18 protein-coding genes are annotated in these 19,703 nt (G+C 74.6%); 2 read left to right on the top strand and 16 right to left on the bottom strand.

Annotation, left to right across the window (positions count from 1 at the left end; all coding sequences use genetic code 11):
* Positions 1 to 92 precede the first annotated feature (92 nt).
* Positions 93 to 932 (top strand): alpha/beta fold hydrolase, encoded by an 840-nt coding sequence (locus tag EEW87_RS02805; RefSeq protein WP_123091607.1) that lies wholly within the window; start codon positions 93 to 95, stop codon positions 930 to 932.
* 52 nt (positions 933 to 984) lie between these two features.
* Here the strand turns inward: EEW87_RS02805 and EEW87_RS02800 are convergent, their stop codons facing one another.
* Genes EEW87_RS02800 through aspS form a run of 3 tightly spaced genes read right to left on the bottom strand, consistent with a single transcriptional unit; the run spans position 985 to position 4,107 of the window.
* Complete coding sequence (locus EEW87_RS02800; RefSeq protein WP_123091606.1) at positions 985 to 1,659, bottom strand: class I SAM-dependent methyltransferase; 675 nt, start codon at positions 1,657 to 1,659, stop codon at positions 985 to 987.
* Between the two features lie 4 nt (positions 1,660 to 1,663).
* Positions 1,664 to 2,275 carry an HAD family hydrolase gene (locus EEW87_RS02795; RefSeq protein WP_123091953.1) on the bottom strand — a complete coding sequence of 204 codons (612 nt, stop codon included), beginning with the start codon at positions 2,273 to 2,275 and terminating at the stop codon, positions 1,664 to 1,666.
* A gap of 8 nt (positions 2,276 to 2,283) precedes the next feature.
* Positions 2,284 to 4,107 (bottom strand): aspartate--tRNA ligase, encoded by a 1,824-nt coding sequence (gene aspS / locus EEW87_RS02790; RefSeq protein WP_123091952.1) that lies wholly within the window; start codon positions 4,105 to 4,107, stop codon positions 2,284 to 2,286.
* A gap of 169 nt (positions 4,108 to 4,276) precedes the next feature.
* Here aspS and EEW87_RS02785 point away from each other — a divergent pair, with 169 nt between their 5' ends.
* The gene (locus EEW87_RS02785; RefSeq protein WP_148041560.1) at positions 4,277 to 5,821 is read left to right on the top strand and encodes a hypothetical protein; all 1,545 of its coding nucleotides are present in this window, start codon (positions 4,277 to 4,279) and stop codon (positions 5,819 to 5,821) included.
* Between the two features lie 24 nt (positions 5,822 to 5,845).
* On the opposite strand, the gene EEW87_RS02780 is transcribed toward EEW87_RS02785, so the two are convergent.
* The 13 genes from EEW87_RS02780 to EEW87_RS02720 all read right to left on the bottom strand — a co-directional run bounded on the left by EEW87_RS02780 (position 5,846) and on the right by EEW87_RS02720 (position 18,757).
* A complete protein-coding gene (locus EEW87_RS02780) occupies positions 5,846 to 6,346 on the bottom strand; it encodes a PadR family transcriptional regulator (RefSeq protein WP_123091604.1) in 501 nt (166 codons plus the stop codon).
* A 78-nt stretch (positions 6,347 to 6,424) separates the two neighbouring features.
* Positions 6,425 to 6,856, bottom strand: a complete 432-nt coding sequence (locus tag EEW87_RS02775; RefSeq protein ID WP_123091951.1) for a YchJ family protein — start codon at positions 6,854 to 6,856, stop codon at positions 6,425 to 6,427.
* Positions 6,853 to 7,497, bottom strand: coding sequence for an NUDIX domain-containing protein (locus tag EEW87_RS02770; protein ID WP_123091603.1), 645 nt, complete (start codon positions 7,495 to 7,497; stop codon positions 6,853 to 6,855). The genes EEW87_RS02775 and EEW87_RS02770 overlap by 4 nt, the downstream gene beginning before the upstream one ends.
* Positions 7,494 to 9,227, bottom strand: a complete 1,734-nt coding sequence (locus EEW87_RS02765; protein WP_123091602.1) for a CTP synthase — start codon at positions 9,225 to 9,227, stop codon at positions 7,494 to 7,496. Before EEW87_RS02765 ends, EEW87_RS02770 begins: the two co-directional genes overlap by 4 nt.
* Positions 9,228 to 9,238: 11 nt before the next feature.
* On the bottom strand, positions 9,239 to 10,363 hold the full coding sequence (locus EEW87_RS02760) for a glycosyltransferase family 4 protein (RefSeq protein ID WP_123091601.1): 1,125 nt from the start codon (positions 10,361 to 10,363) through the stop codon (positions 9,239 to 9,241).
* Positions 10,360 to 11,949, bottom strand: coding sequence for a lipid II flippase MurJ (locus EEW87_RS02755; protein ID WP_163562363.1), 1,590 nt, complete (start codon positions 11,947 to 11,949; stop codon positions 10,360 to 10,362). The genes EEW87_RS02760 and EEW87_RS02755 overlap by 4 nt, the downstream gene beginning before the upstream one ends.
* Positions 11,946 to 12,797, bottom strand: a complete 852-nt coding sequence (locus tag EEW87_RS02750) for a hypothetical protein (RefSeq protein WP_163562362.1) — start codon at positions 12,795 to 12,797, stop codon at positions 11,946 to 11,948. The genes EEW87_RS02755 and EEW87_RS02750 overlap by 4 nt, the downstream gene beginning before the upstream one ends.
* Positions 12,794 to 13,759, bottom strand: a complete 966-nt coding sequence (locus tag EEW87_RS02745) for a copper transporter (RefSeq protein WP_123091599.1) — start codon at positions 13,757 to 13,759, stop codon at positions 12,794 to 12,796. Before EEW87_RS02745 ends, EEW87_RS02750 begins: the two co-directional genes overlap by 4 nt.
* Entirely contained in the window at positions 13,756 to 14,940 is a 1,185-nt protein-coding gene (gene steA / locus EEW87_RS02740) for a putative cytokinetic ring protein SteA (protein ID WP_123091598.1), read from the bottom strand. The genes EEW87_RS02745 and steA overlap by 4 nt, the downstream gene beginning before the upstream one ends.
* 71 nt (positions 14,941 to 15,011) lie before the next feature.
* On the bottom strand, positions 15,012 to 16,757 hold the full coding sequence (gene recN / locus EEW87_RS02735) for a DNA repair protein RecN (RefSeq protein WP_123091597.1): 1,746 nt from the start codon (positions 16,755 to 16,757) through the stop codon (positions 15,012 to 15,014).
* Positions 16,754 to 17,668, bottom strand: a complete 915-nt coding sequence (locus EEW87_RS02730; protein ID WP_068276314.1) for an NAD kinase — start codon at positions 17,666 to 17,668, stop codon at positions 16,754 to 16,756. The genes recN and EEW87_RS02730 overlap by 4 nt, the downstream gene beginning before the upstream one ends.
* Entirely contained in the window at positions 17,665 to 18,516 is an 852-nt protein-coding gene (locus EEW87_RS02725; protein ID WP_123091596.1) for a TlyA family RNA methyltransferase, read from the bottom strand. The genes EEW87_RS02730 and EEW87_RS02725 overlap by 4 nt, the downstream gene beginning before the upstream one ends.
* The gene (locus EEW87_RS02720) at positions 18,509 to 18,757 is read right to left on the bottom strand and encodes a hypothetical protein (RefSeq protein ID WP_123091595.1); all 249 of its coding nucleotides are present in this window, start codon (positions 18,755 to 18,757) and stop codon (positions 18,509 to 18,511) included. Before EEW87_RS02720 ends, EEW87_RS02725 begins: the two co-directional genes overlap by 8 nt.
* Positions 18,758 to 19,703 lie beyond the last annotated feature (946 nt).

Below are 19,703 nucleotides of genomic sequence, written 5' to 3'. Positions count from 1 at the left end.
GACAGGGGGCCTCACCCATCCAGGGGCGAGGCCGGCGCCGAACTAGCGTCGTCAGAGCACCGCCCCGCACCCTCTGCCCTAGGAGCACCTGCATGCCCGACATCACCGTCGACAAGCGCACGATCCGCCCCGACGTCTCCGTGCACGTCGAGGACACCGGCGGCACCGGCCGGCCCGTCGTCCTCATCCACGGCTGGCCCCTCTCCGGCGCCTCCTGGTCGGAGCAGGTCCCCGCGCTGACCTCGGCCGGGTACCGCGTCATCACCTACGACCGCCGCGGCTTCGGGCAGTCCGACAAGCCCAAGACCGGATACGACTACGACACGCTCGCCGGCGACCTCGACGCGCTGCTCGCCGAGCTCGACCTGCGCGACGTCACCCTCGTCGGCTTCTCCATGGGCGGCGGCGAGGTCGCCCGCTACGTCGCCAACCACGGCGAGGAGCGGCTGCGCAGCGTCGTCTTCGCGGCGGCGGTGCCCCCGATGATGATGAAGACCCCGGGCAACCCCGACGGGCCGCTCGAGCCCGCCGAGGCGGCGAAGATGACCGCGTCGCTCACGGCTGACAAGGACGCCTTCTTCGACGAGTTCACCACCGACTTCTTCTCGGTCGACGGCGAGCTCAAGGTCACCGAGGAGCAGCGCCAGGAGGCGATCGCCCTGTGCCAGCAGGCCGACAAGATCGCCGCGCTCGAGGCGATGCAGTCCTTCGGCATCAGCGACTTCCGCGAGGACCTGCCCAAGGTCACGGTGCCGACCCTCGTCGTCCATGGCGACGGCGACGGCACCGTCCCCTTCGAGGGCTCGGGCGCCCGCACCCACGCGGCGATCCCGCACAGCGAGCTGCACGTCATCAGCGGCGGGCCGCACGGCATCAACGTCTCGCACGCCGACGAGCTCAACAGCGTCCTCGTGGACTTCCTCTCGCGCTGACGCGACTCGCACGAGGCCCGGTCACCGCTCCCGGTGGCCGGGCCCGCGCGCGTCAGGCTCCCCGTGGACGAAGGGCGGTCGCGACCTCCTCGACACCGCGCACCCCCGCCTCGACGAGGCGGGACGAGCCGCCCCGGGCGGCGAGGTCGACCCGCTCGAGGACGTCGACGTCGTGGGTCGCGCCGAAGAGCCGCTCGACCTCCTCGACGGGCACGCTGAGCGGCGGGCCCTCGAAGGAGCCCTCGTCGTACTCGAAGGTGATGACGAGCATCGGCACCGGGGCGGGGAGCACCGAGCGCAGGTGCTCGGCGTACCGGTCGCGCAGCGTCTCGGGCAGCGCGACGAGGCTGGCCCGGTCGTAGACGGCGGCGACGCCCTCGACGTCGTGCGGCGTGAGCTCGAAGTGGTCGCCCTGGTAGATCGTGATCCCGGGCGCCGCGTAGACCTGCCGCTCCCCCACCTGCTCGACCCGTGGCTCGAGGCCGCGCGAGGCGAAGAAGGAGTCGACGGCGATCTCGCTCAGCTCGGTGCCGACGACCTCGCGGCCGGCCGCGAGCAGGTGGTCGAGGTCGACGCTGCGACCGCACAGAGGCACGAGGACCCGCGAGCCCGGCGCGAGGCCGAGGGCCGGCAGGTGCTCGACGAGCAGGTCGTTCGGGCGCGGCTGGTCGAAGGCCGTGCGGCCCTCGACCCACGCCTGGCGCCAGAAGTCGAGGTCGATCTCCACCGGCTCATGCTCCCACCGCGACCAGCCCCGGCACGAGGGGCTCGAGGTCGCGTCGCAGCCCGGCGGCCCCGGTCGCGGGGTCGTGGTGCACGGCGCGGATGCCGAGCGCGGCCGCCGCCTCGACGTTCGTCACGACGTCGTCGACGAAGCCGACGTCCTGGGCGGGCACGCCGAGCACCTCGAGCACGCGCTCGAAGAAGACCGGGTCGGGCTTGGCCACCCCGAGCAGCGAGGAGTAGAAGGAGCCGTCGACGAGCGCGTCGTACCCCATGACCTCACGCATGTGGCGCACGCGGTGGTCCTGCTGGTTCGTCGCGAGATGGCAGCTCACCCCGAGCGAGCGCACCTGCCGGAGCACCTCGACGGCGTCCCGGTCGAGCTCCACGCTCTCCCACATGGCGAGCAGCTCGGGCACCACGACGGGCCGAGACCCGATCGCGGCCTCGTGCTCGACGAGGGCGGCCTCGAGCGCGGCGGCGAGGGTGGTCTCCCCGCGCAGCGCCGGACCCTCGGCCGCGAAGACGCGGCGGGCCAGACCGGGGCCGCCGCGCTCGGCGAGCGCGGCGCCCCAGTCACGTGCTGTGTGCTGCAGGACCCCGTCGCAGTCCCACAGCATGACCGAGATCACGACTGCGTCGGCGACACCTCGGGCGCACCGAGCGGCGCCTCGTCGCTCTCGGGGGTGGCGTCGATGCCGGCCTCCGCGCGCTGCTCCGGGGTGATCGGGGCGGGCGCGTCGGTCAGCGGGTCGTAGCCGCCGCCGGACTTCGGGAAGGCGATGACGTCGCGGATCGAGTCGGCGCCGAGGAGGAGCATGCAGATCCGGTCCCACCCGAAGGCGATGCCGCCGTGCGGAGGGGCGCCGAACTTGAAGGCCTCGAGGAGGAAGCCGAACTTCTCCTGGGCCGACTCCGCGTCCAGGCCCATGACGGAGAAGACGCGCTCCTGGACGTCGCGGCGGTGGATACGGATGGACCCGCCGCCGATCTCGTTGCCGTTGCACACCATGTCGTAGGCGTAGGCGAGCGCCTCACCGGGGTTGGTGTCGAAGGTGTCGAGGTACTCCGCCTTCGGGCTGGTGAAGGCGTGGTGGACCGCGGTCCAGGCACCCCCGCCGACGGCGACGTCACCGGCGGCCACGGCCTCGCTCGCGGGCTCGAAGAGGGGCGCGTCGAGCACCCACACGAAGGCCCACGCCGACTCGTCGATGAGTCCGCAGCGCTTGCCGATCTCGACGCGGGCGGCGCCGAGCAGGGCGCGGCTGCTCTTCGGGGCACCGGCGCCGAAGAAGATCGCGTCGCCCGGGGCCGCACCGACGTGCGCCGCGAGACCGGCCTTCTCCTCCTCGGAGATGTTCTTGGCGACGGGACCACCGAGCTCGCCGTCCTCGCCGACGGTGACGTAGGCCAGCCCCTTCGCGCCGCGCTGCTTGGCCCACTCCTGCCACGCGTCGAACTGACGACGAGGCTGGCTCGCGCCGCCGGGCATGACGACGGCGCCGACGTACTCGGCCTGGAAGACCCGGAAGGGCGTGCCGGCGAAGTACTCGGTGCAGTCCGTGAGCTCCTGGCCGAAGCGCAGGTCGGGCTTGTCGCTGCCGTAGCGCGCCATCGCGTCGGCGTAGGTCATCCGGGCGAAGGGGGTGCTCAGCTCGACCCCGATGGTCGCCCAGACCGCCTTCGCCACGGCCTCGCCGAGCTCGAGGACGTCGTCCTGCTCGACGAAGCTCATCTCGATGTCGAGCTGGGTGAACTCCGGCTGGCGGTCGGCGCGGAAGTCCTCGTCGCGGTAGCAGCGCGCGATCTGGTAGTACCGCTCCATGCCGGCGACCATGAGCAGCTGCTTGAAGAGCTGCGGGCTCTGCGGCAGCGCGTACCACTCGCCGGGCGCGAGGCGCGCGGGGACGAGGAAGTCGCGGGCGCCCTCGGGCGTGGAGCGGGTGAGCGTCGGGGTCTCGATCTCGACGAAGTCGCGCTCGGCGAGGACCGAGCGGGCCGCGGCGTTGACCTTGCTGCGCAGGCGCAGACCGGCGCCGGCGGAGGTCGCACCAGGGCGGCGCAGGTCGAGGTAGCGGTGCTTGAGGCGCGCCTCCTCGCCGACGGTGACGCGCTCGTCGATCTGGAAGGGCAGGGGCTCGCTGGCCGAGAGGACCTCGATGGTGCTCGCGACGACGTCGACCTCACCGGTCGGCAGGCCGGGGTTGACGTCCTTGGGCTCGCGCGGGGTGACCTCGCCGACGACCTTGATGCAGTACTCGCCGCGCAGGCCGTGCGCCGCGCCGGTGAGCACCTCGTCACGGGCGACGACCTGGACGACACCGCTCGCGTCGCGCAGGTCGACGAAGGCGACGCCGCCGTGATCGCGGCGCCGGGCCACCCATCCGGTGAGGGTGACGGTGGTCCCGGTGTGCTCGGCGCGCAGCGTGCCGGCCTGGTGGGTGCGAAGCATGTCGTCCTTGTCGAGGCGGAGGGTCCTGACCGCGGTCGCGGGCAGCACCGGCCAGTCTACGGACAGCGCGAAGGGGTTTTCGGCCACGCCTGACCGCCCACCGCACGGGGCCGTCCCGCTGCGGCGGGGCGCCGACGCCAGGCCCCGGCCGCATCGTTAGCGTGGGCCCGTGACCTGGCCCGACACCGCATCCCCGTCCGCCCGGCCGACCCGACGAGCCGTGCTCGGCTGGGTCGCCGGTGCCGGCGCGGTCGGCGCTGTCGGCCTCGCCGGCTGCACCTCGGTCGACCTGCCCGGTGGCTCGCCCGACCACGAGGCCGCCGCGGGAGCGGTGCCCGTCCCCGACCCGACGTGGCCCGTCGTCGCCGCCGGCGACGCGGCCGCGAGCGCGATCGCGGTGTCCGCGGCGCTCGTCGACTCCTCCCCCGCCGCCGTCGTCCTCCACCCGGACGCACCGGAGCAGGCCGTCACCGACGCAGCCGCGGCAGCGGTCGCCGCCGGGGTCCCCTGCCTCGTCGACGGCCCCGACCTCGGGGCCGAGCTCGACCGGCTCGGCGTCGAGTCGGTCCTGCGGATGGGTGCGCCGGACGAGGAGGCGGGCGGGACCCCCTTCGGGCCGGCCGTGACATCCCGGGAGGGCGTCGACGACCTGCCCCCGGTGACCCGTGACGCCCCGCTGCGCGTCGTGGTGACGACGCCCGACGAGCCCGCCCACGCCGCTGCGCTCGCCACCGTGCGCGCCGTGCTCGGCCAGCACGGGGACAGCGAGGTCCTCACGGCCGACGATCCGCGCGAGGACGAGGTCATGACCTCCCTTCGCCGCCTCGACGACACCCCCCTCGTCGTCCTCGGCGAGGGAGACGACCTCGGTGGCGACGCGCTCGTCGTCGCCGCGGCGATGGCGACCCGTGCCACCGAGCTGCCGACCGGCGGGGTGCTGCCGCTCGGCGGCGACCGCCGGATGATCGCGCTGTACGGCCACCCCGGTGTGCCCGGCCTCGGGCTGCTCGGCGAGCAGGACGTCGACGCCTCGGTCGAGCGGGTCAGCGACCTCGTCGAGGAGTACGCGCAGACGACGGGCGACACCTTCCTACCGGCCTTCGAGATCATCGCGACGATCGCCGACTCCTCCCCCGGCGCCGACGGCGACTACTCCTCCGAGGGCGACCCGTCGACCTACCGGCCCTGGGTCGACGCGGCCCACGACGACGGGGTCTACGTCCTGCTCGACCTCCAGAGCGGGCGGGCCGACTTCCTCAGCCAGGCGAAGCGCTACGAGGAGCTCCTGCTCGAGCCGCACGTCGGTCTCGCCCTCGACCCCGAGTGGCGCCTCGAGCCCGGGCAGCGGCCGCTCGAGCAGATCGGGCACGTCGAGGTCGACGAGGTCGAGGAGGTCGCCGACTGGCTCGCCGAGCTCGTGCGCGAGCACGACCTGCCGCAGAAGGTCTTCATGCTCCACCAGTTCCAGCTGCAGATGCTGCGCGACCGCGACCAGCTGCGCACCGACCGCCCGGAGCTCGTCACCGTCGTGCACGCCGACGGGCACGGCACCCCCGAGCTCAAGCAGCAGACGTGGGACGCCGTGCGGGCCGAGCTGCCCGACGGGGTCGAGCTGGGGTGGAAGAACTTCATCGACGAGGACACCCCGACCTTCACCCCGCGGCAGACGATGCTCGACGTCCGGCCGCGCCCCCGCTTCGTGTCGTACCAGTAGACGCGCTCGAGTCCTGGCGCGTGCTCACGCGTCGGCGATGAGCCCGCTCCAGAAGTCGACCTGCATCCGCTCGAAGGCCAGCCCGAAGCGCAGCGTGCGACGCGGCCCGGGGTCGAGCCCCTCGGCCTGGCCGGCGATCTCCTCGTACCGGGCGAGCAGCTCCTCGTGGGCGGTGAGCTGCTGGCGGGCCAGACGCTCCGGGTCGGCCTCGAAGTACAGCTTGAGCAGCGCGATGTCGCGCGCCTCGACCTGGGTGTCGACGCCGCTGTCCGCCCAGTCGCGCAGCGCCGCCTGCCCCTCGGGCGTCACGGTGAGCAGCCGGCGGCGGCGGCCGTGCTCCTCCTGCTGCTCGTCGAGGTAGCCCACGGACACGAGCCGCGTGCACTGCACGTAGATCTGCGTGTGCGGCAGGGCGAAGAACGCATTCGTGTGCTGCGCCGCCTGCTTGACGTCATAGGGGGTCGCCTCGCCCAGTCGGTCGATCAGACCCAGGACGAGGTATCCCGCGGTCGAGACCTTCTCCACGCCGTCAGCCTAGGACGGGTGATCCCCTCCGCGTGGCGGGTTTGGACAAAGTCGAGACGACCCGTGACGACGGGCCCGTCAGGCCTGCTCCGCGAGCGCCCCGACGTACACCCATCGCCCGCCGCGGCGGGCGAAGTCCGAGCGCTCGACGAGCTCGCCGTCCTGGCGGTGCTCCCCCTCGCCGGTCGTCCACCGGGCGACGAAGGCGACGACCCCGTGGTCGTCCTGCGGGCCGCCGGCCCGGGTCTGCGTCACCTCGAGGCCGACCCAGCGCAGACCCGGTCCGGGCTCGACGACCTCGGGCCGGGTGCGCGGGTGCCAGGTCCGCCACAGGTGGTCGGCAGCGCGCTGGTCACCCTGCTGCAGCAGGACGTAGGCGGTGTAGCGCGACCGCATGAGGGCCTCGGCGGTGGCCGCGGGCGTGCCGTCGAGGACGGGCCCGCAGTGCTCGGCGAAGGGGGTGCCCGCCCCGCACGGGCAGGCCTGGGCCTGGTCCGCGGCCGGGGTCATCGGCGGCCCGGGTGCTCCGGCCACGGGCTGTCAGCCGGGCGCAGCCCGCTCCAGCCCTGGGCCCGTTGCGCATGGGCCGCGAGGACGGCGATCATGAGCGTCGAGTTGTGCACCGTCCCGGCGAGGACCGCGGCGTGGACCTCGTCGAGGTCGACGCGGCGCACGACGAGGTGGGCCTCTTCGTGCTCGCGCTCGAAGCGCTCGGCCTCGGGCACGGGTCGCAGACCGCGCGCGAGGTAGATGCGGATCGCCTCGCTCATGCCGCCCGGCGAGGTCCACAGGTCGGTGAGCACCGCCCACTCGTCGGCGACGAGGTCGACCTCTTCGGCGAGCTCTCGGCGCGCGCCGACGACGGGGTCCTCGTCGGCGACGTCGAGCAGCCCGGCCGGGATCTCCCAGTCCAGCGCGGCGACGGGGTGGCGGTACTGACGGATGAGGACGACCTGGTCGTCGTCGTCCACGGCGAGCACGGCGACCGCCCCCGGGTGGTCGACGACCTCCCGGGTCAGCTCCTGGCCCTCGTAGACGAAGGTGTCGGCCCGCACGTCCCACACGGCGCCGTCGTGCAGCACCTCGCTGCGCCGGACGTCGGGCGTGACGAGCTCGTCGTGCAGGCCGGGGCCCGCGCCGTCCGTGCTCACGCGGGGGTGACCTCGGCGTCGTCCTCGCGGGCGGCGTCCTCGTCGCGACGGGGGCGCTCGACCTCGACGAGCCGCGCATCGCGCTGCGCCTGGACGGCGGCGCCGACGAGCCCGGCGAAGAGCGGGTGCGCGGCGTCGGGACGGGACTTGAACTCGGGGTGCGCCTGGGTCGCGACGTAGTACGGGTGCACCGAGGTCGGCAGCTCGACGAACTCGACGAGACCGAGCTCGGGGTGCGTGCCGCTGACGACGAGACCGGCCTGCGTCAGCTGGTCGACGTACTCGTTGTTGACCTCGTAGCGGTGACGGTGGCGCTCGGTGACCGACGTGGCGCCGTAGGCGGTCGCCGCGACCGAGCCCTCGAGCAGCTGCGCCGGGTAGGAGCCCAGGCGCATCGTGCCGCCGAGGTCGCCCGCGCCCTCGACGAAGCTCTTCTGCTCCTCCATCGTCGACACGACGGGAGCCGGGGTGCCGGGGTCGAACTCCGTCGAGCTCGCGCCCTCGATGCCGGCGACGTCGCGGGCGTACTCGATGACCATGCACTGCAGGCCCAGGCAGATGCCGAGCGTGGGCACCTGCTGCTCGCGGGCCCAGCGCAGTGCGCCGAGCTTGCCCTCGATGCCGCGCACGCCGAAGCCGCCGGGCACGAGGACGGCGTCGACCCCGCCGAGCGCCTGCTGGGCACCCGCCGGCGTCTGGCAGGTGTCGGAGGCGACCCAGCGGATCGAGACCCGCGCGTCGTGGTGGAAGCCGCCGGCGCGCAGCGCCTCGGTCACCGACAGGTAGGCGTCGGGCAGGTCGACGTACTTGCCGACGAGGGCGACCTCGACCTCGTGCTCGGGCTCGTGGACGCGGCGCAGGAGCAGGTCCCACGACGCCCAGTCGACGTCCTTGAAGGGCAGGCTGAGCCGGCGGATGACGTAGGTGTCGAGCTGCTCCGCGTGCAGGACCTTCGGGATGTCGTAGATGCTCGGCGCGTCGATGCACGCGGCGACGGCATCGGTGTCGACGTCGCACATGAGCGAGATCTTGCGCTTGATGTCGGCGGGGATCTCGCGGTCGGCGCGCAGCACGAGGGCGTCCGGCTGGACGCCGACCTGGCGCAGCGCGGCGACGGAGTGCTGGGTGGGCTTGGTCTTCAGCTCGCCGCTCGGCGCGAGGTAGGGCACGAGCGAGACGTGGAGGAAGAAGGAGTTGTCACGCCCGATCTCGTGGCGCACCTGGCGCGCGGCCTCGAGGAAGGGCAGCGACTCGATGTCGCCGACGGTGCCGCCGATCTCGGTGATGATGATGTCGGGCGCGTCGACGTCGGAGATCCCCGGGCTGCCCGCTGCCGCGGCTCGCATCCGGTCCTTGATCTCGTTGGTGATGTGCGGGATGACCTGCACGGTGTCGCCGAGGTACTCGCCGCGACGCTCACGGGCGATGACGCGGTTGTAGACCTGCCCCGTCGTGACGTTCGCGCTGCCGAGCAGGTCGACGCCGAGGAAGCGCTCGTAGTGGCCGATGTCGAGGTCGCACTCCGCACCGTCCTCGGTGACGAAGACCTCGCCGTGCTGGAAGGGGTTCATCGTCCCCGGGTCCACGTTGAGGTAGGGGTCGAGCTTCTGCATCGTCACGCTCAGACCGCGAGCGCGGAGCAGATGTCCCAGGCTTGACGCCGTCAGACCCTTGCCGAGGGAGGAGGCTACGCCTCCGGTCACGAAGATGTGCTTGGTGAGTGCCGCCACGGGCTTCCACCTTACGGCACGTCCGGGCCGCCCTCGTACCAGGTGTGCCAGCGGGCCGCCCGCTCGTGCGTGCTCGGCCACGTGCGCGCCCGCTCGCGTCCCCGCTCCCCGGCCTCACGCCGGGCCTGCGTGTCTCGCAGCAGGTCTCGGACGCGGGCGGCGAGCGCGTCGACGTCGCCGACGGGGGCGAGCGCACCGACCCCCTCGACGAGACCGGGCAGCCCCCCGGTGCGGGTGGCGACGACGGGCAGACCGGCCGCCATCGCCTCCTGCACGACGAGGGCCCGAGCCTCCCACTCGCTCGTGAGGAGGAAGAGGTCGGCCGCGAGCAGCCAGCCGACGACGGAGTCGCTCGGCCCGAGGAGGTGGACGTCGGGTCCGGCCGTGGACACGAGGCGACGGCGCAGGTCGTCGTCGCCCCCGCCGACGACGACGAAGGGGGACCCTCCCCGACCCCCGGACCGGCGCGCGACGAGGTCGGCGACGGCGAGGACGTCCTCGAGCCGCTTCTGCGGCGCGACGCGGGCGACGGTGAGCACGACGGGCCGGTCGGTCGGCAGGCCGTGGGCACGCAGGAGAGCGTCACGACGGGCCGCCCGCCACTCCCCTCGGTCGGTGGCGAGGAGGCCCGGCACGAGGGGCGAGGGCACCTCGTCGATCGCGGCACGCCGGGCGCCGAGCTGCTCGGCGAGGTCGACGAGGTCGGTGGACGCCCCGGTGACGAGGTCGGCGCGCAAGAGAGCGGTCCGCACCGCCAGGGTGCCGAGCCGGTGCCGGGCGGAGCGCGGGTCGCCCCGCAGCTCGTTGTGCAGGCTCGTGGCCAGCCGTGGCCTGGCACGGCCGACCCCCGCGAGCAGTGCGGCCGCGACGACGCCCGCCTGGTGGCCGTGGGCATGGACGGCGTCGGCACCTGAGAGCAGCCGGCGCACGGCCGTCGTGCTCTGGACGGTGGGGCCCGCGCCCGTCCGGCCGGGCCACCACGGCACGGCACCGGGCAGGTCGAAGACCGCGTGGGTGCTCTCGGGAGCCACGACCCGCACGTCGTCGCCCAGGGCGAGGAGCTCGGCGGCGAACGAGCGCACGTGCGCCCCGATGCCCCCGGCGCTGCGGCCGAGCACGAGGACGACCCGGCTCACGGGCGCCTCCTCACGGCCTCGCGCAGCGTGGGGTCGACCGCGAGGGCCAGCGCCGCGCACACGGCGGCGCAGACGACGCCCAGGCCCGCCGCGGCCCCGACCTGGGCGGCGCCGGTCAGGTCCGCTCGCACGAGCGCCAGCGCGCACACGCCGCCGAGCACGACACCGGCGGCGACGGCACCGGTCAGCCGCAGCAGGCCGCTCGTGCTCTCCTCGCCCCACGCCCGCCGTACCCCGTGGAGGAGCAGCGCGGCCGACAGGGTCATCCCGACGGCAGACGACGCGCCGATGACGGTGAGGGTCTCGGCCGGTCCGTCGGCACGGCTGAGCCACAGCGCGGGCACGACGGCGAGCACGGCCCACCCGGCGGCGACCGACCAGCCGGCGCGCCGGGCGCTGCCGCGCACGAGGAGGGCCCGCAGGGCGAGCGCGACGAGGCTGAAGCCGACGAGACCGACCGCGGTCGTCGCGAGGGCCTGGGGCATCGCCTCGAGCGGCGCGCGACCCGGCTCGCCCCGGCCGGCGCTGCGGTCGAGCATGCCGAAGACCGTGCCGACCCCGGGGGCGCCGGCGACGAGCGCGGCCGCGGCGGCCCCGGACAGCGCGAGGACGACGCGCAGCGCGCGGTTGAGCGTGCGCGCCGCCCCCTCGCCCTCCGGGTCGCCGGCGAGACGGGCGAAGGCCGTGGTGGCGACCGGCACGGCGAGCACGGCGTAGGGCAGGAGGTAGACGGTCTGCGCGTACTGGTGCACGACGAAGGTGCCGTCACCGCCCGAGCGGTTCGCGACGCGCAGGACGGCGAGGAGGGCGAGCTGCTGGGCGACGAGCCCGACGAGCCCGGCACCGGCGAGCTGGCGGGCCCGCGTGCGGTCCTGCGGGGTGAGCGCCCAGCGCGGCCGCAGCCTGATCCCGGCGCGGGCGGCGACGACGAGCAGCGGCAGCGACAGGGCGACCACGCCGAGGGTCGTCCCGATGCCGAGGACCAGCCATCCGGCAGTGGGCAGGACCGCGGTGTCCGCCGGGGTGCTCTCGACACCCCAGGCGTAGGCGAGATAGGTCCCGATGACGACGAGGCTGGACAGCAGCGGCGCGAGCGCGGCGGCGAGGAGGCGCTCGTGCGCCTGGAGCACACCGGCGACGACGACGCCGATGCCGTAGAGCACGACCTGGGGGCTGAAGAGGACGAGCAGCCGGGTGCCGAGCTCGGCGGCCCCGGGCGCCTCGACCCCGTCGAGCAGGACCCTGCTCAGCCACGGCGCGCCGAGCGCGAGGACGAGCGTGACGGGCAGGAGCAGCACGACGGCGAGCGTCAGCAGGCTCGAGCCGACCTCGTCGGCCCGACCGGTGCGTCGGGCGGAGGCGACGAGCGGCACGACGACCGCGGCGAGGACGCCCCCGGCGACGACCTCGTAGACGAGGTTCGGCACGGCGTTGACGCTCTGGTAGACGGTGCCGACGCCGGAGGCCCCGACGGCCAGGGCGAAGGCCACCCAGCGCAGCAGGCCGGCCACGCGAGCGGCGACGGTGACGAGGGCGACCTGCGAGGCGGTGCGCCGCAGCCCCGGGGCCGTCCTCACCTCGGTCACGGCGTGACCGGTGTGACCGGTGCAGGGGTGGGGCGCCCCCACGCGTCGAGCGCCCGCAGCGCGGGCGTGCGGTCGATGACCCGGCTGAAGCTCACCCGCTCCGAGGCCAGGGTGAGCGCTGTCACCGCGGCGAGCACACCGGCGCGTCCGGCGAGCGGCAGCGAGCGCACGAGACCCTGGCCGACGAGGGCGCCGGCGGCGTTCGCGCCGCAGTCACCGAGCATCGAGCGACCCGCGAGGTCGCCCGGCAGCGCTGCGGCCGTCGCGGCGAGACCGGCGACGAGGGCGGGCCGGGCACGGCCCGGAGCGGCGACGAGCAGCGGCGCCCCGATCAGCGCCGCGACCTTGAGCGCCCGGCCGGGGCGCAGGTCGAAGAGGTTGAGGAGGTTCGCGGTGCCCGCGACGACGCCGGCGTCGACGACGAGAGCCGGCAGCCGCGAGGTGAGCGGGGCGTCGTGGTCGTGCTCGACCACCGCGACGACGAGGGCGGTCGCGCCGAGGACGGCGACCTTGACCGCACCGCTCGTGACCCGGCCGCGCCGCAGCGCGCCGAGGTGACCTCGGATCCCCTTCGTCGAGCGGTCGCCCACGAGGTCGTCGACCAGGCCCACCGCACCGGGCACGGCGACGGCGGCCGCGGCCACCGGGTCGGCGGCGAGGAGGGCGCCGAGGGCGACCCCGCCGACCCACGCGGGGCCCTGCGCCAGGGTGACCGGGTCACCCGCGAAGTTCGTGCGGCCGAGCGCGCGTCGCACTCGGGCCGGACCGCGCTCGACCGCGTGCAGCACCCCGTGCACCCCCAGCACCGCCGCCCCGGCGGGCAGGGCCAGGGAGCGCAGGTCGGTCACGGGGCCTCCGGGATGGCGGCGCTGGCGTCGTCGGCGAGGCCGTAGTGGCCCGCGTCGCCGCGGGTCTGCTCGTCGAGGCCGAGGACGACGTCGGCGCGACCCACGGCGCTCTCCGGGGTGTCGACGGTGCTCAGCCCCTCGCTGAGACCGCTGTCGGCGCGTGCGACGGTGACCGGCGAGGCGTCGCCGGAGCCGTAGGTCACCGGACCGGACGTGAGGACCGCCCCCGCGGATCGGGCGTCGAGCGCTGCGGCGAGCTCGACCCACCGGGTCGCCGAGGCGGTGGCTGCTGGATCGGCGTCGGCCGGGGAGTCCTGGGGGTCGCCCGCCACCGGACCGGCGACGACGAGGACGACGTCGGCGGCCGAGGTCGGGGCGTCGCCGCTCACGAGACCGGCGTCGGAGAGCCGCTCGAAGGCGTCGGTGCGCTGGCTGTCGGTCGGTGCGGGCATCCCGTCCTCGCCGCGACCGCCGAGCACGGCGCCGAGCGCCTCGTCCAGCCCCGCGCCGTCGGCGTCGCTGCGCCCGAGCGCGGAGAGCGCCTCGGAGGCGGCGCGCTCTCGCGAGGCCTGGGCATCCTCTCCGCCGGCGACCCAGGAGGCGGCGACGGAGACCGTCGGCTCGACGCTGGCCCCGGAGAGCTCGAGGGTCTCGCGCAGCTCGGCGACCTCGGTGTCGTCGGACTCGGGCAGGCGCACGACGGCGACGGACGTGCCGTCGAGCACACCGGAGACGAGCTGGGGCAGGACCTCCTCGCCGAAGGACTCCTGGGCCTCCCCCGTGCGCTGCTCCTGGGTCAGCTGACGACGCAGGTCGTCCTTGTCCTGGCGCAGCCGCGTGACCTCGTTGGTCAAGGTGTTGCCGATGTCGTCGTTGAGCGGCCCGGCGCCGAGCACGACGCCCATGGACAGCGCGATGAGCACGGCCGCGAGCGAGACCATGTGGTAGCGGAAGTCGATCATGTGACGATCCCCGAGAGTGCGGCCCAGAGGTCGTCCCACCAGGCACCGATGATCTGGAGCAGAGCACGCCCGGTGGGCGTGGCGGACATCGCGACGAGCACCGCGAGCAGCCCGACGAGTGCGAGCCCGACGATCGACCAGGCGGAGATCCTGCTCCGGTAGAGCCGGCTCACCCCCTTCGCGTCGATGAGCTTGCCGCCCACCCGCAGCCGGGTGAGGAAGGTGCTCGACATCCCCGCCCGCCCCTTGTCGAGGAACTCGACGAGGGTGGCGTGGGTGCCGACGGCCACGATGAGGCTGGCCCCGCAGTCGTCGGCGAGGAGCATCGCGATGTCCTCGCTCGTGCCGGTCGCGGGGAAGACGACGAAGTCCTCGACGCCGAGCTGCTCGACCCGCTCGACGCCGGGCGCGCGGCCGTCGCGGTAGGCGTGGACGACGACCTCGGCGCCGCACGTGAGCGTCGCGTCGGAGACCGAGTCCATGTCGCCGACGATCATGTCGGGGCGCAGCCCGAGCTCGAGGAGCGCGTCGGCGCCGCCGTCGACGCCGATGAGCACCGGCTTGTACTCGCGGATGTAGTGGCGCAGCGCCTGCAGGTCTTCCTTGTAGTGGTAGCCGCGGACGACGACGAGCGCGTGCCGGTCGGTGAAGTCCGTGCGCACGTCGGGGATGCCGACGCCGTCGAAGAGGAGGTCGCGCTCCTTGAGCATGTACTCCATCGTGTTCTCGGCGAAGGCCTCGAGCTGGGTGGTGAGGCCGGCGCGCGCGGCGACCATCGCGTCGGCCACCCCGCTGCTCGTGAGGAGCGTTCCGGGGATCTCGACGTCGCCGCAGCGCAGCACCCCGTCGACGACCTGCCCCTCGTCGCCCTCGCTCACCTGGTCGAGCACGTCGCTGCCGACGTCGTCGAGCAGCGGGATGCCGGCGTCGACGATGACCTGGGGACCGAGGTTCGGGTAGCGCCCGGTGATCGACGGCGAGGCGTTGACGACGGCTGCCGGTCGGCACGCGACAAGGGCCTCGCCGCTCACGCGGTCGATGTCCTCGTGGTCGATGACGGCGATGTCGCCGGGGCGCAGCCGCTTCGTGAGGTTCTTCGTGCGGCGGTCGACCCGCACCGTGCCGTGCAGACCGGAGGGGTCCACGTCACGGGAGCGAGATCGGTTCGGGCGCAGCGTCATCCCGGGCATCGTCCCACGAAGGGGGACCGTGCCCGTCCAGGCTCGCGCGCGCGGGGCGAGGGTGTGCGGCCTCACCCTGCGGGACGGCGGCAGGCGTCGAGCAGCTCCTCGGCGTGGCGCAGACCGGCGGAGGTGCCGGCCCCGCCCATCATCCGCGCGAGCTCGGCGAGGCGGTCCTCGCCGCTCACCTCGCTGACGTCGCTCGACGTCACCTCGCCGTCGGTCGACTTGCGCACGACGAGATGGCGGTCGGCGTGGGCGGCGACCTGGGCGAGGTGGGTGACGACCAGCACCTGGGCGTTGCGGGCCAGGGCCTGCAGGCGGGCGCCGACGTCGATCCCGGCCTTGCCGCCGACGCCGGCGTCGACCTCGTCGAAGACGAAGGTGGGCACGCTGGCGCCCGCGTCGGCGACGGCGACCTCGAGGGCGAGCATGATCCGCGAGAGCTCTCCGCCCGACGCGGCCTGGGTGACCGGGCGGGCCGGGCTGCCGGGGTTGGCCGAGAGGCGGATCTCGACGACGTCGACGCCGTGGGCGCCGACGACGACCCGATCCCCCGGCTCGAGATCGGCGGCCGGGACGCTGTCCGGCCCGTCGCCCGTCGTCGGCGTCACCGAGACCTCGACGACCGCCTGGGGCATGCCGAGGCGGCGCAGCTCCTCCTGCACGCGGGCGCCGAGCCGCTCGGCCGCGGCCGTGCGGGCCGCGGTGAGGTGGGCAGCGCGGAGGGCGACCTCGGCGGCCGCGGACTCGACCTGCTCGGCCATGCCACCGAGACGGTCGTCGGCCTGCTGCAGCTCGAGGACGCGGGCGCGGGAGCGGTCACGACGGGCGAGCACTGCGTCGACGTCGCCCCCGTAGCGCCGGGTGAGCTCGGTGAGGGCGGCCCGGCGGGTGTGCACGGCGTCGAGCCGGGCGGGGTCGACCTCGATGGAGGCCGAGTAGGAGCTGAGGTCAGCGGCGACGTCGGCGACGAGCGCGCGCAGCTCGACGAGACGGTCGCGCAAGGGGGCCAGCCCGGGGTCGGCGTCGACGAGCGGGCCGAGCGACTGCTCCGCGGTGGCGAGCAGGGCGAGGGTGTCGGGTCGCTCCGGCAGCTCGCCGTCGGCGAGGGCGGCATGGGCCCGGGCAGAGCCCAGACGCAGGTCGTCGGCGTGGGCCAGGCGCTCGCTCTCGGCGCGGAGCTCGAGGTCCTCGCCCGGGCGGGGGTCGACGGCGTCGACCTGCTCGAGCTGGTAGGTGAGGGCGTCGAGCTCCTGCGCCCGGGCCTGCTCGCTCGTCGTCAGCTCGTCGAGCTCACGGCGCGCGTCGACCCAGGCCCGCCGCGCCTTCGCGAAGGCGGCCGCTGCCTCCCGCACCGGGTCGCCGCCGTAGGCGTCGAGCACCTCGCGGTGCTGGGCGCTCTGGCGCAGCCGCCACTGGTCGGCCTGGCCGTGCAGGGCGACGAGGCCCTGGGTGATCTCGCCGAGCGTGCCGACGGGCACGGTCCGCCCGCCGGCGTAGGCCCGGCTGCGTCCGGTCGAGCGCAGGACACGGCTCACGGTGAGCTCGCCGTCCTCGACCGAGGCGCCGGCGTCGTCCGCGGCGCGCGCCAGCTCGGGGTCAGCGACCTCGAGGACCGCGTCGATCGCGGCCTCCTGCGCCCCGGTGCGCACGAGGGCCGCGTCGGCGCGCGAGCCGAGGAGCAGCTCGATGCTCGAGACGAGCATCGTCTTGCCGGCCCCGGTCTCACCGGTGAGCACGGTGAGCCCCGGATGGAGCGAGACCGTCGCCTCCTCGATGACCCCGAGGTCACGGATGCGGATCTCCTCGATCACTGCGCGCTCTGCCGTCCTCGCCAGCCGGCGACGCTGAGGTCGAACTTCGCGACGAGCCGGTCGGTGAAGGGCGAGCTCGTGAGGCGGGCGAGGCGCACCGGCACGCTGGAGCGGGTCACCTCGACCCGAGCGCCCGGGGGCAGGTCGACGGCCCGACGACCGTCGCACCACAGCACCCCGTGACCCTCGGTGCCGGCGACGAGGTCGACGGCGAGGTGGGCCTGCGGGGCGAGGACGAGCGGCCGGGCGAAGAGGGCGTGGGCGCTGATCGGCACGACGAGGACGGCCTCGACACCTGGCCACACGACCGGACCGCCGGCGCTGAAGGCGTAGGCGGTCGAGCCCGTGGGGGTCGCCATGACGACGCCGTCGCAGCCCCACGTCGACAGCGGACGGCCGTCGATCTCGACCGTGAGGGTGAGCATCCGCTCGCGCGAGGCCTTCTCGACCGTCACCTCGTTGAGCGCCCAGCTGCTGCACAGCAGCTCGCCGTCGAGGGTCCCGGTGACCTCGAGGGCCATCCGCTCCTCGACGGTGTAGGCGCGCCGCACGATGTGCTCGACGGTCGCCTCGAGGTCGTCGCGCTCGGCCTCGGCGAGGAAGCCGACATGGCCGAGGTTGACGCCGAGCAGGGGTGCCTCGCTCCCCCGGGCGATCTCGGCGCCGCGCAGGATCGTGCCGTCACCGCCGAGGACGACGACGAGCTCGACCCCGGCCGCGCAGCCGCCGGGCTGGTCGGCGTCGGCGGGCACGACGTCGTGGTCACGGCCGAGGGGTCCGTCGAGGAGCTCTCCCGTGGGCAGGGCCACCTCGATGCCCGCCTCGCGCAGGCGGTCGATGACCTGGCCGGCGATCTCGAGCGCCTCCGGCCGGCCGGGGTGGGCGACGAGGAGGATGCGGCGCGTGCTCATCGGGCTCCCTTCGTGTCGGTGCGGGTACGGGTGCCGGTGAGGGCGGCGACCTGCTCGAGCTGAGCCTGCCACGGCATGCCGACGTCGGCCCGCGCGCTCAGCCACAGCAGGTACTCGACGTTGCCCACTCCCCCGGCGATCGGGCTCTGCGCGATGCCGAGGACGCCCAGGCCGAGCTCCGCGGCGTCGGTGAGGACGCCGTGCAGGGCGTCGGCCCGTGCTCGCGGGTCGGTGACGACCCCGTGCTTGCCGAGCCGGGCGCGTCCGACCTCGAACTGCGGCTTGACGAGGAGCATCGCCTCGCCCGCGCCGTCGAGGCAGTCACGGACGGCGGGCAGCGCCAGGCGTAGGGAGATGAAGCTGAGATCGGCGACGACCCGGTCGACCCGTCCGTCGATGTCCGCGGGGACGAGGCCGCGCACGGTGGTCCCGCTGAGGTCGACGACCCGGGGGTCCGCGGCGATCTCGGGGTCGAGCTGGTCGTGCCCGACGTCGAGCGCGAGGACCTCGGTGGCACCCTGCTCGAGGAGCACCTGGGTGAAGCCCCCGGTGCACGCCCCGAGGTCGAGGCAGCGGGCCGAGGTCACCTGCCAGCCCTGCGGCCCGAAGGTGGTGAAGGCGCCCTGCAGCTTGTGCGCGGCTCGGCTCACGAGGCGGGCGTCGTCGCCCTCGACGAGGATCTCCTCGTCGGCGCGGACCCGCAGGGAGACCTTCGTGGCGGGCCGACCGGCGACGGTCACGGCGCCGCGCGCGACGAGATCGGCCGCCTGACCGCGGGATCGGGCCAGCCCCCGGGCGACGAGCGCGACGTCGAGCCGCGCGTCGGCTGGGCTTGTCGGCTCAGTCACCGATGTCGCGCAGCCGGTGCTGCAGGGTCGCGAGCACCGACTCGGCGCTCGAGAGCACCGCGTCGAGATCGGCCGGGTCGGCGGCGTCGAGCTCGGCCAGCGCCGCGTCGACGGCGGCGTCGAGCTCGGCCAGCGCCGCGTCGACGGCGGCGTCTCCCTCGCCGGGCGGGGCGACGTCGGCCGGGCTCGGCACGCCGGGCGGCCGTGGCGTCGGCGGCCCCGGGACCGGGTGCGAGCTCATGCCTGGCTGTCGGCACCCGTCGACGGGGCGGCCGACGAGGTCGTGGTCGTGGAGGTGCTGGGGGTGGAGGTGCTGGGGGTGGAGGTGCTGGGGGTGGAGGTGCTGGGGGTGCTGGGTGCGGAGGAGGCCGTCGCCGCGGCGGACGAAGGGGGCGCGCCCGCCCCGGTCTTCGTAGTGGGGGCCGTCGACGTCGAGGCCTTCGTGGAGGTGGCCTTCGTCGAGGCGGCCTTGGTCGCCGGAGCCTTCTTCGCGGGACGGTTCGCCGTGGACGTCGTCGCCGACGCCTTCGAGGCGGAGCGCTTGGCCGGGGTGGACTTCGAGGCGGTGGACTTCGAGGCGGTGGACTTCGAGGCGGTGGACTTCGAGGCGGTGGACTTCGAGGCGGTGGACTTCGCCGGGGTGGTCGCCGACGCCGGAGCCTTCTTCGCAGTGCTCTTCGTGGCAGAGCTCTTCGTCGCGGTGCTCTTCGTCGACGGCGTGGCCGGGCTGGTCGTCGTCTTCGCAGCGCTCTTCTTCGCGGTGCTCTTCTTCGACGACGTGGCCGGGCTGGTCGTCGTCGTCGCAGCGCTCTTCTTCGCGGTGCTCTTCTTCGACGACGTGGCCGGGCTGGTCGTCGTCGTCGCAGCGCTCTTCTGGGCCGTGCTCTTCTTCGGCGCCGTCGTCGTCTTCGGCGTCGTCGTCTTCGGCGTCGTCGTCTTCGCCGGGGTGGTCGCGGCCGCCCGAGCCCGCCGGGGGGTGCTCGAGCTCGTCGTCGTGGCGGCGCGGCGCGCCGGGGTGCGGACCGGTCGAGCCGACGCGTCGGCACCGGCAGAGGATGGCTCGCGGCGGGTCCGCAACGCGGCCGACGCCCCCGCGAGGTCGCCTTGCTCCTCTTCGGGCCAGCGTCGCACGGACTGCTCCCGGGACGAGGCGGCGTTGGCCTGGGCGCCCGAGACGAGCAGGCCGT

It is taken from the genome of Janibacter melonis (assembly GCF_003721155.3).
Classification (GTDB): Bacteria; Actinomycetota; Actinomycetes; order Actinomycetales; family Dermatophilaceae; genus Marihabitans; species Marihabitans melonis.
This window is presented reverse-complemented; position numbering and strand designations above follow the sequence as displayed.

What these genes read in the sequence shown, in the direction of transcription:
- EEW87_RS02805 (WP_123091607.1), top strand. Translation starts at nt 93, where the DNA reads ATGCCCGACATCACCGTCGACAAGCGCACGATCCGCCCCGACGTCTCC.
- EEW87_RS02795 (WP_123091953.1), bottom strand. Translation starts at nt 2,275, where the DNA reads ATGCTGTGGGACTGCGACGGGGTCCTGCAGCACACAGCACGTGACTGG.
- aspS (WP_123091952.1), bottom strand. Translation starts at nt 4,107, where the DNA reads ATGCTTCGCACCCACCAGGCCGGCACGCTGCGCGCCGAGCACACCGGG.
- EEW87_RS02775 (WP_123091951.1), bottom strand. Translation starts at nt 6,856, where the DNA reads ATGACCCCGGCCGCGGACCAGGCCCAGGCCTGCCCGTGCGGGGCGGGC.
- EEW87_RS02745 (WP_123091599.1), bottom strand. Translation starts at nt 13,759, where the DNA reads ATGATCGACTTCCGCTACCACATGGTCTCGCTCGCGGCCGTGCTCATC.
- steA (WP_123091598.1), bottom strand. Translation starts at nt 14,940, where the DNA reads ATGACGCTGCGCCCGAACCGATCTCGCTCCCGTGACGTGGACCCCTCC.
- EEW87_RS02730 (WP_068276314.1), bottom strand. Translation starts at nt 17,668, where the DNA reads ATGAGCACGCGCCGCATCCTCCTCGTCGCCCACCCCGGCCGGCCGGAG.
- EEW87_RS02720 (WP_123091595.1), bottom strand. Translation starts at nt 18,757, where the DNA reads ATGAGCTCGCACCCGGTCCCGGGGCCGCCGACGCCACGGCCGCCCGGC.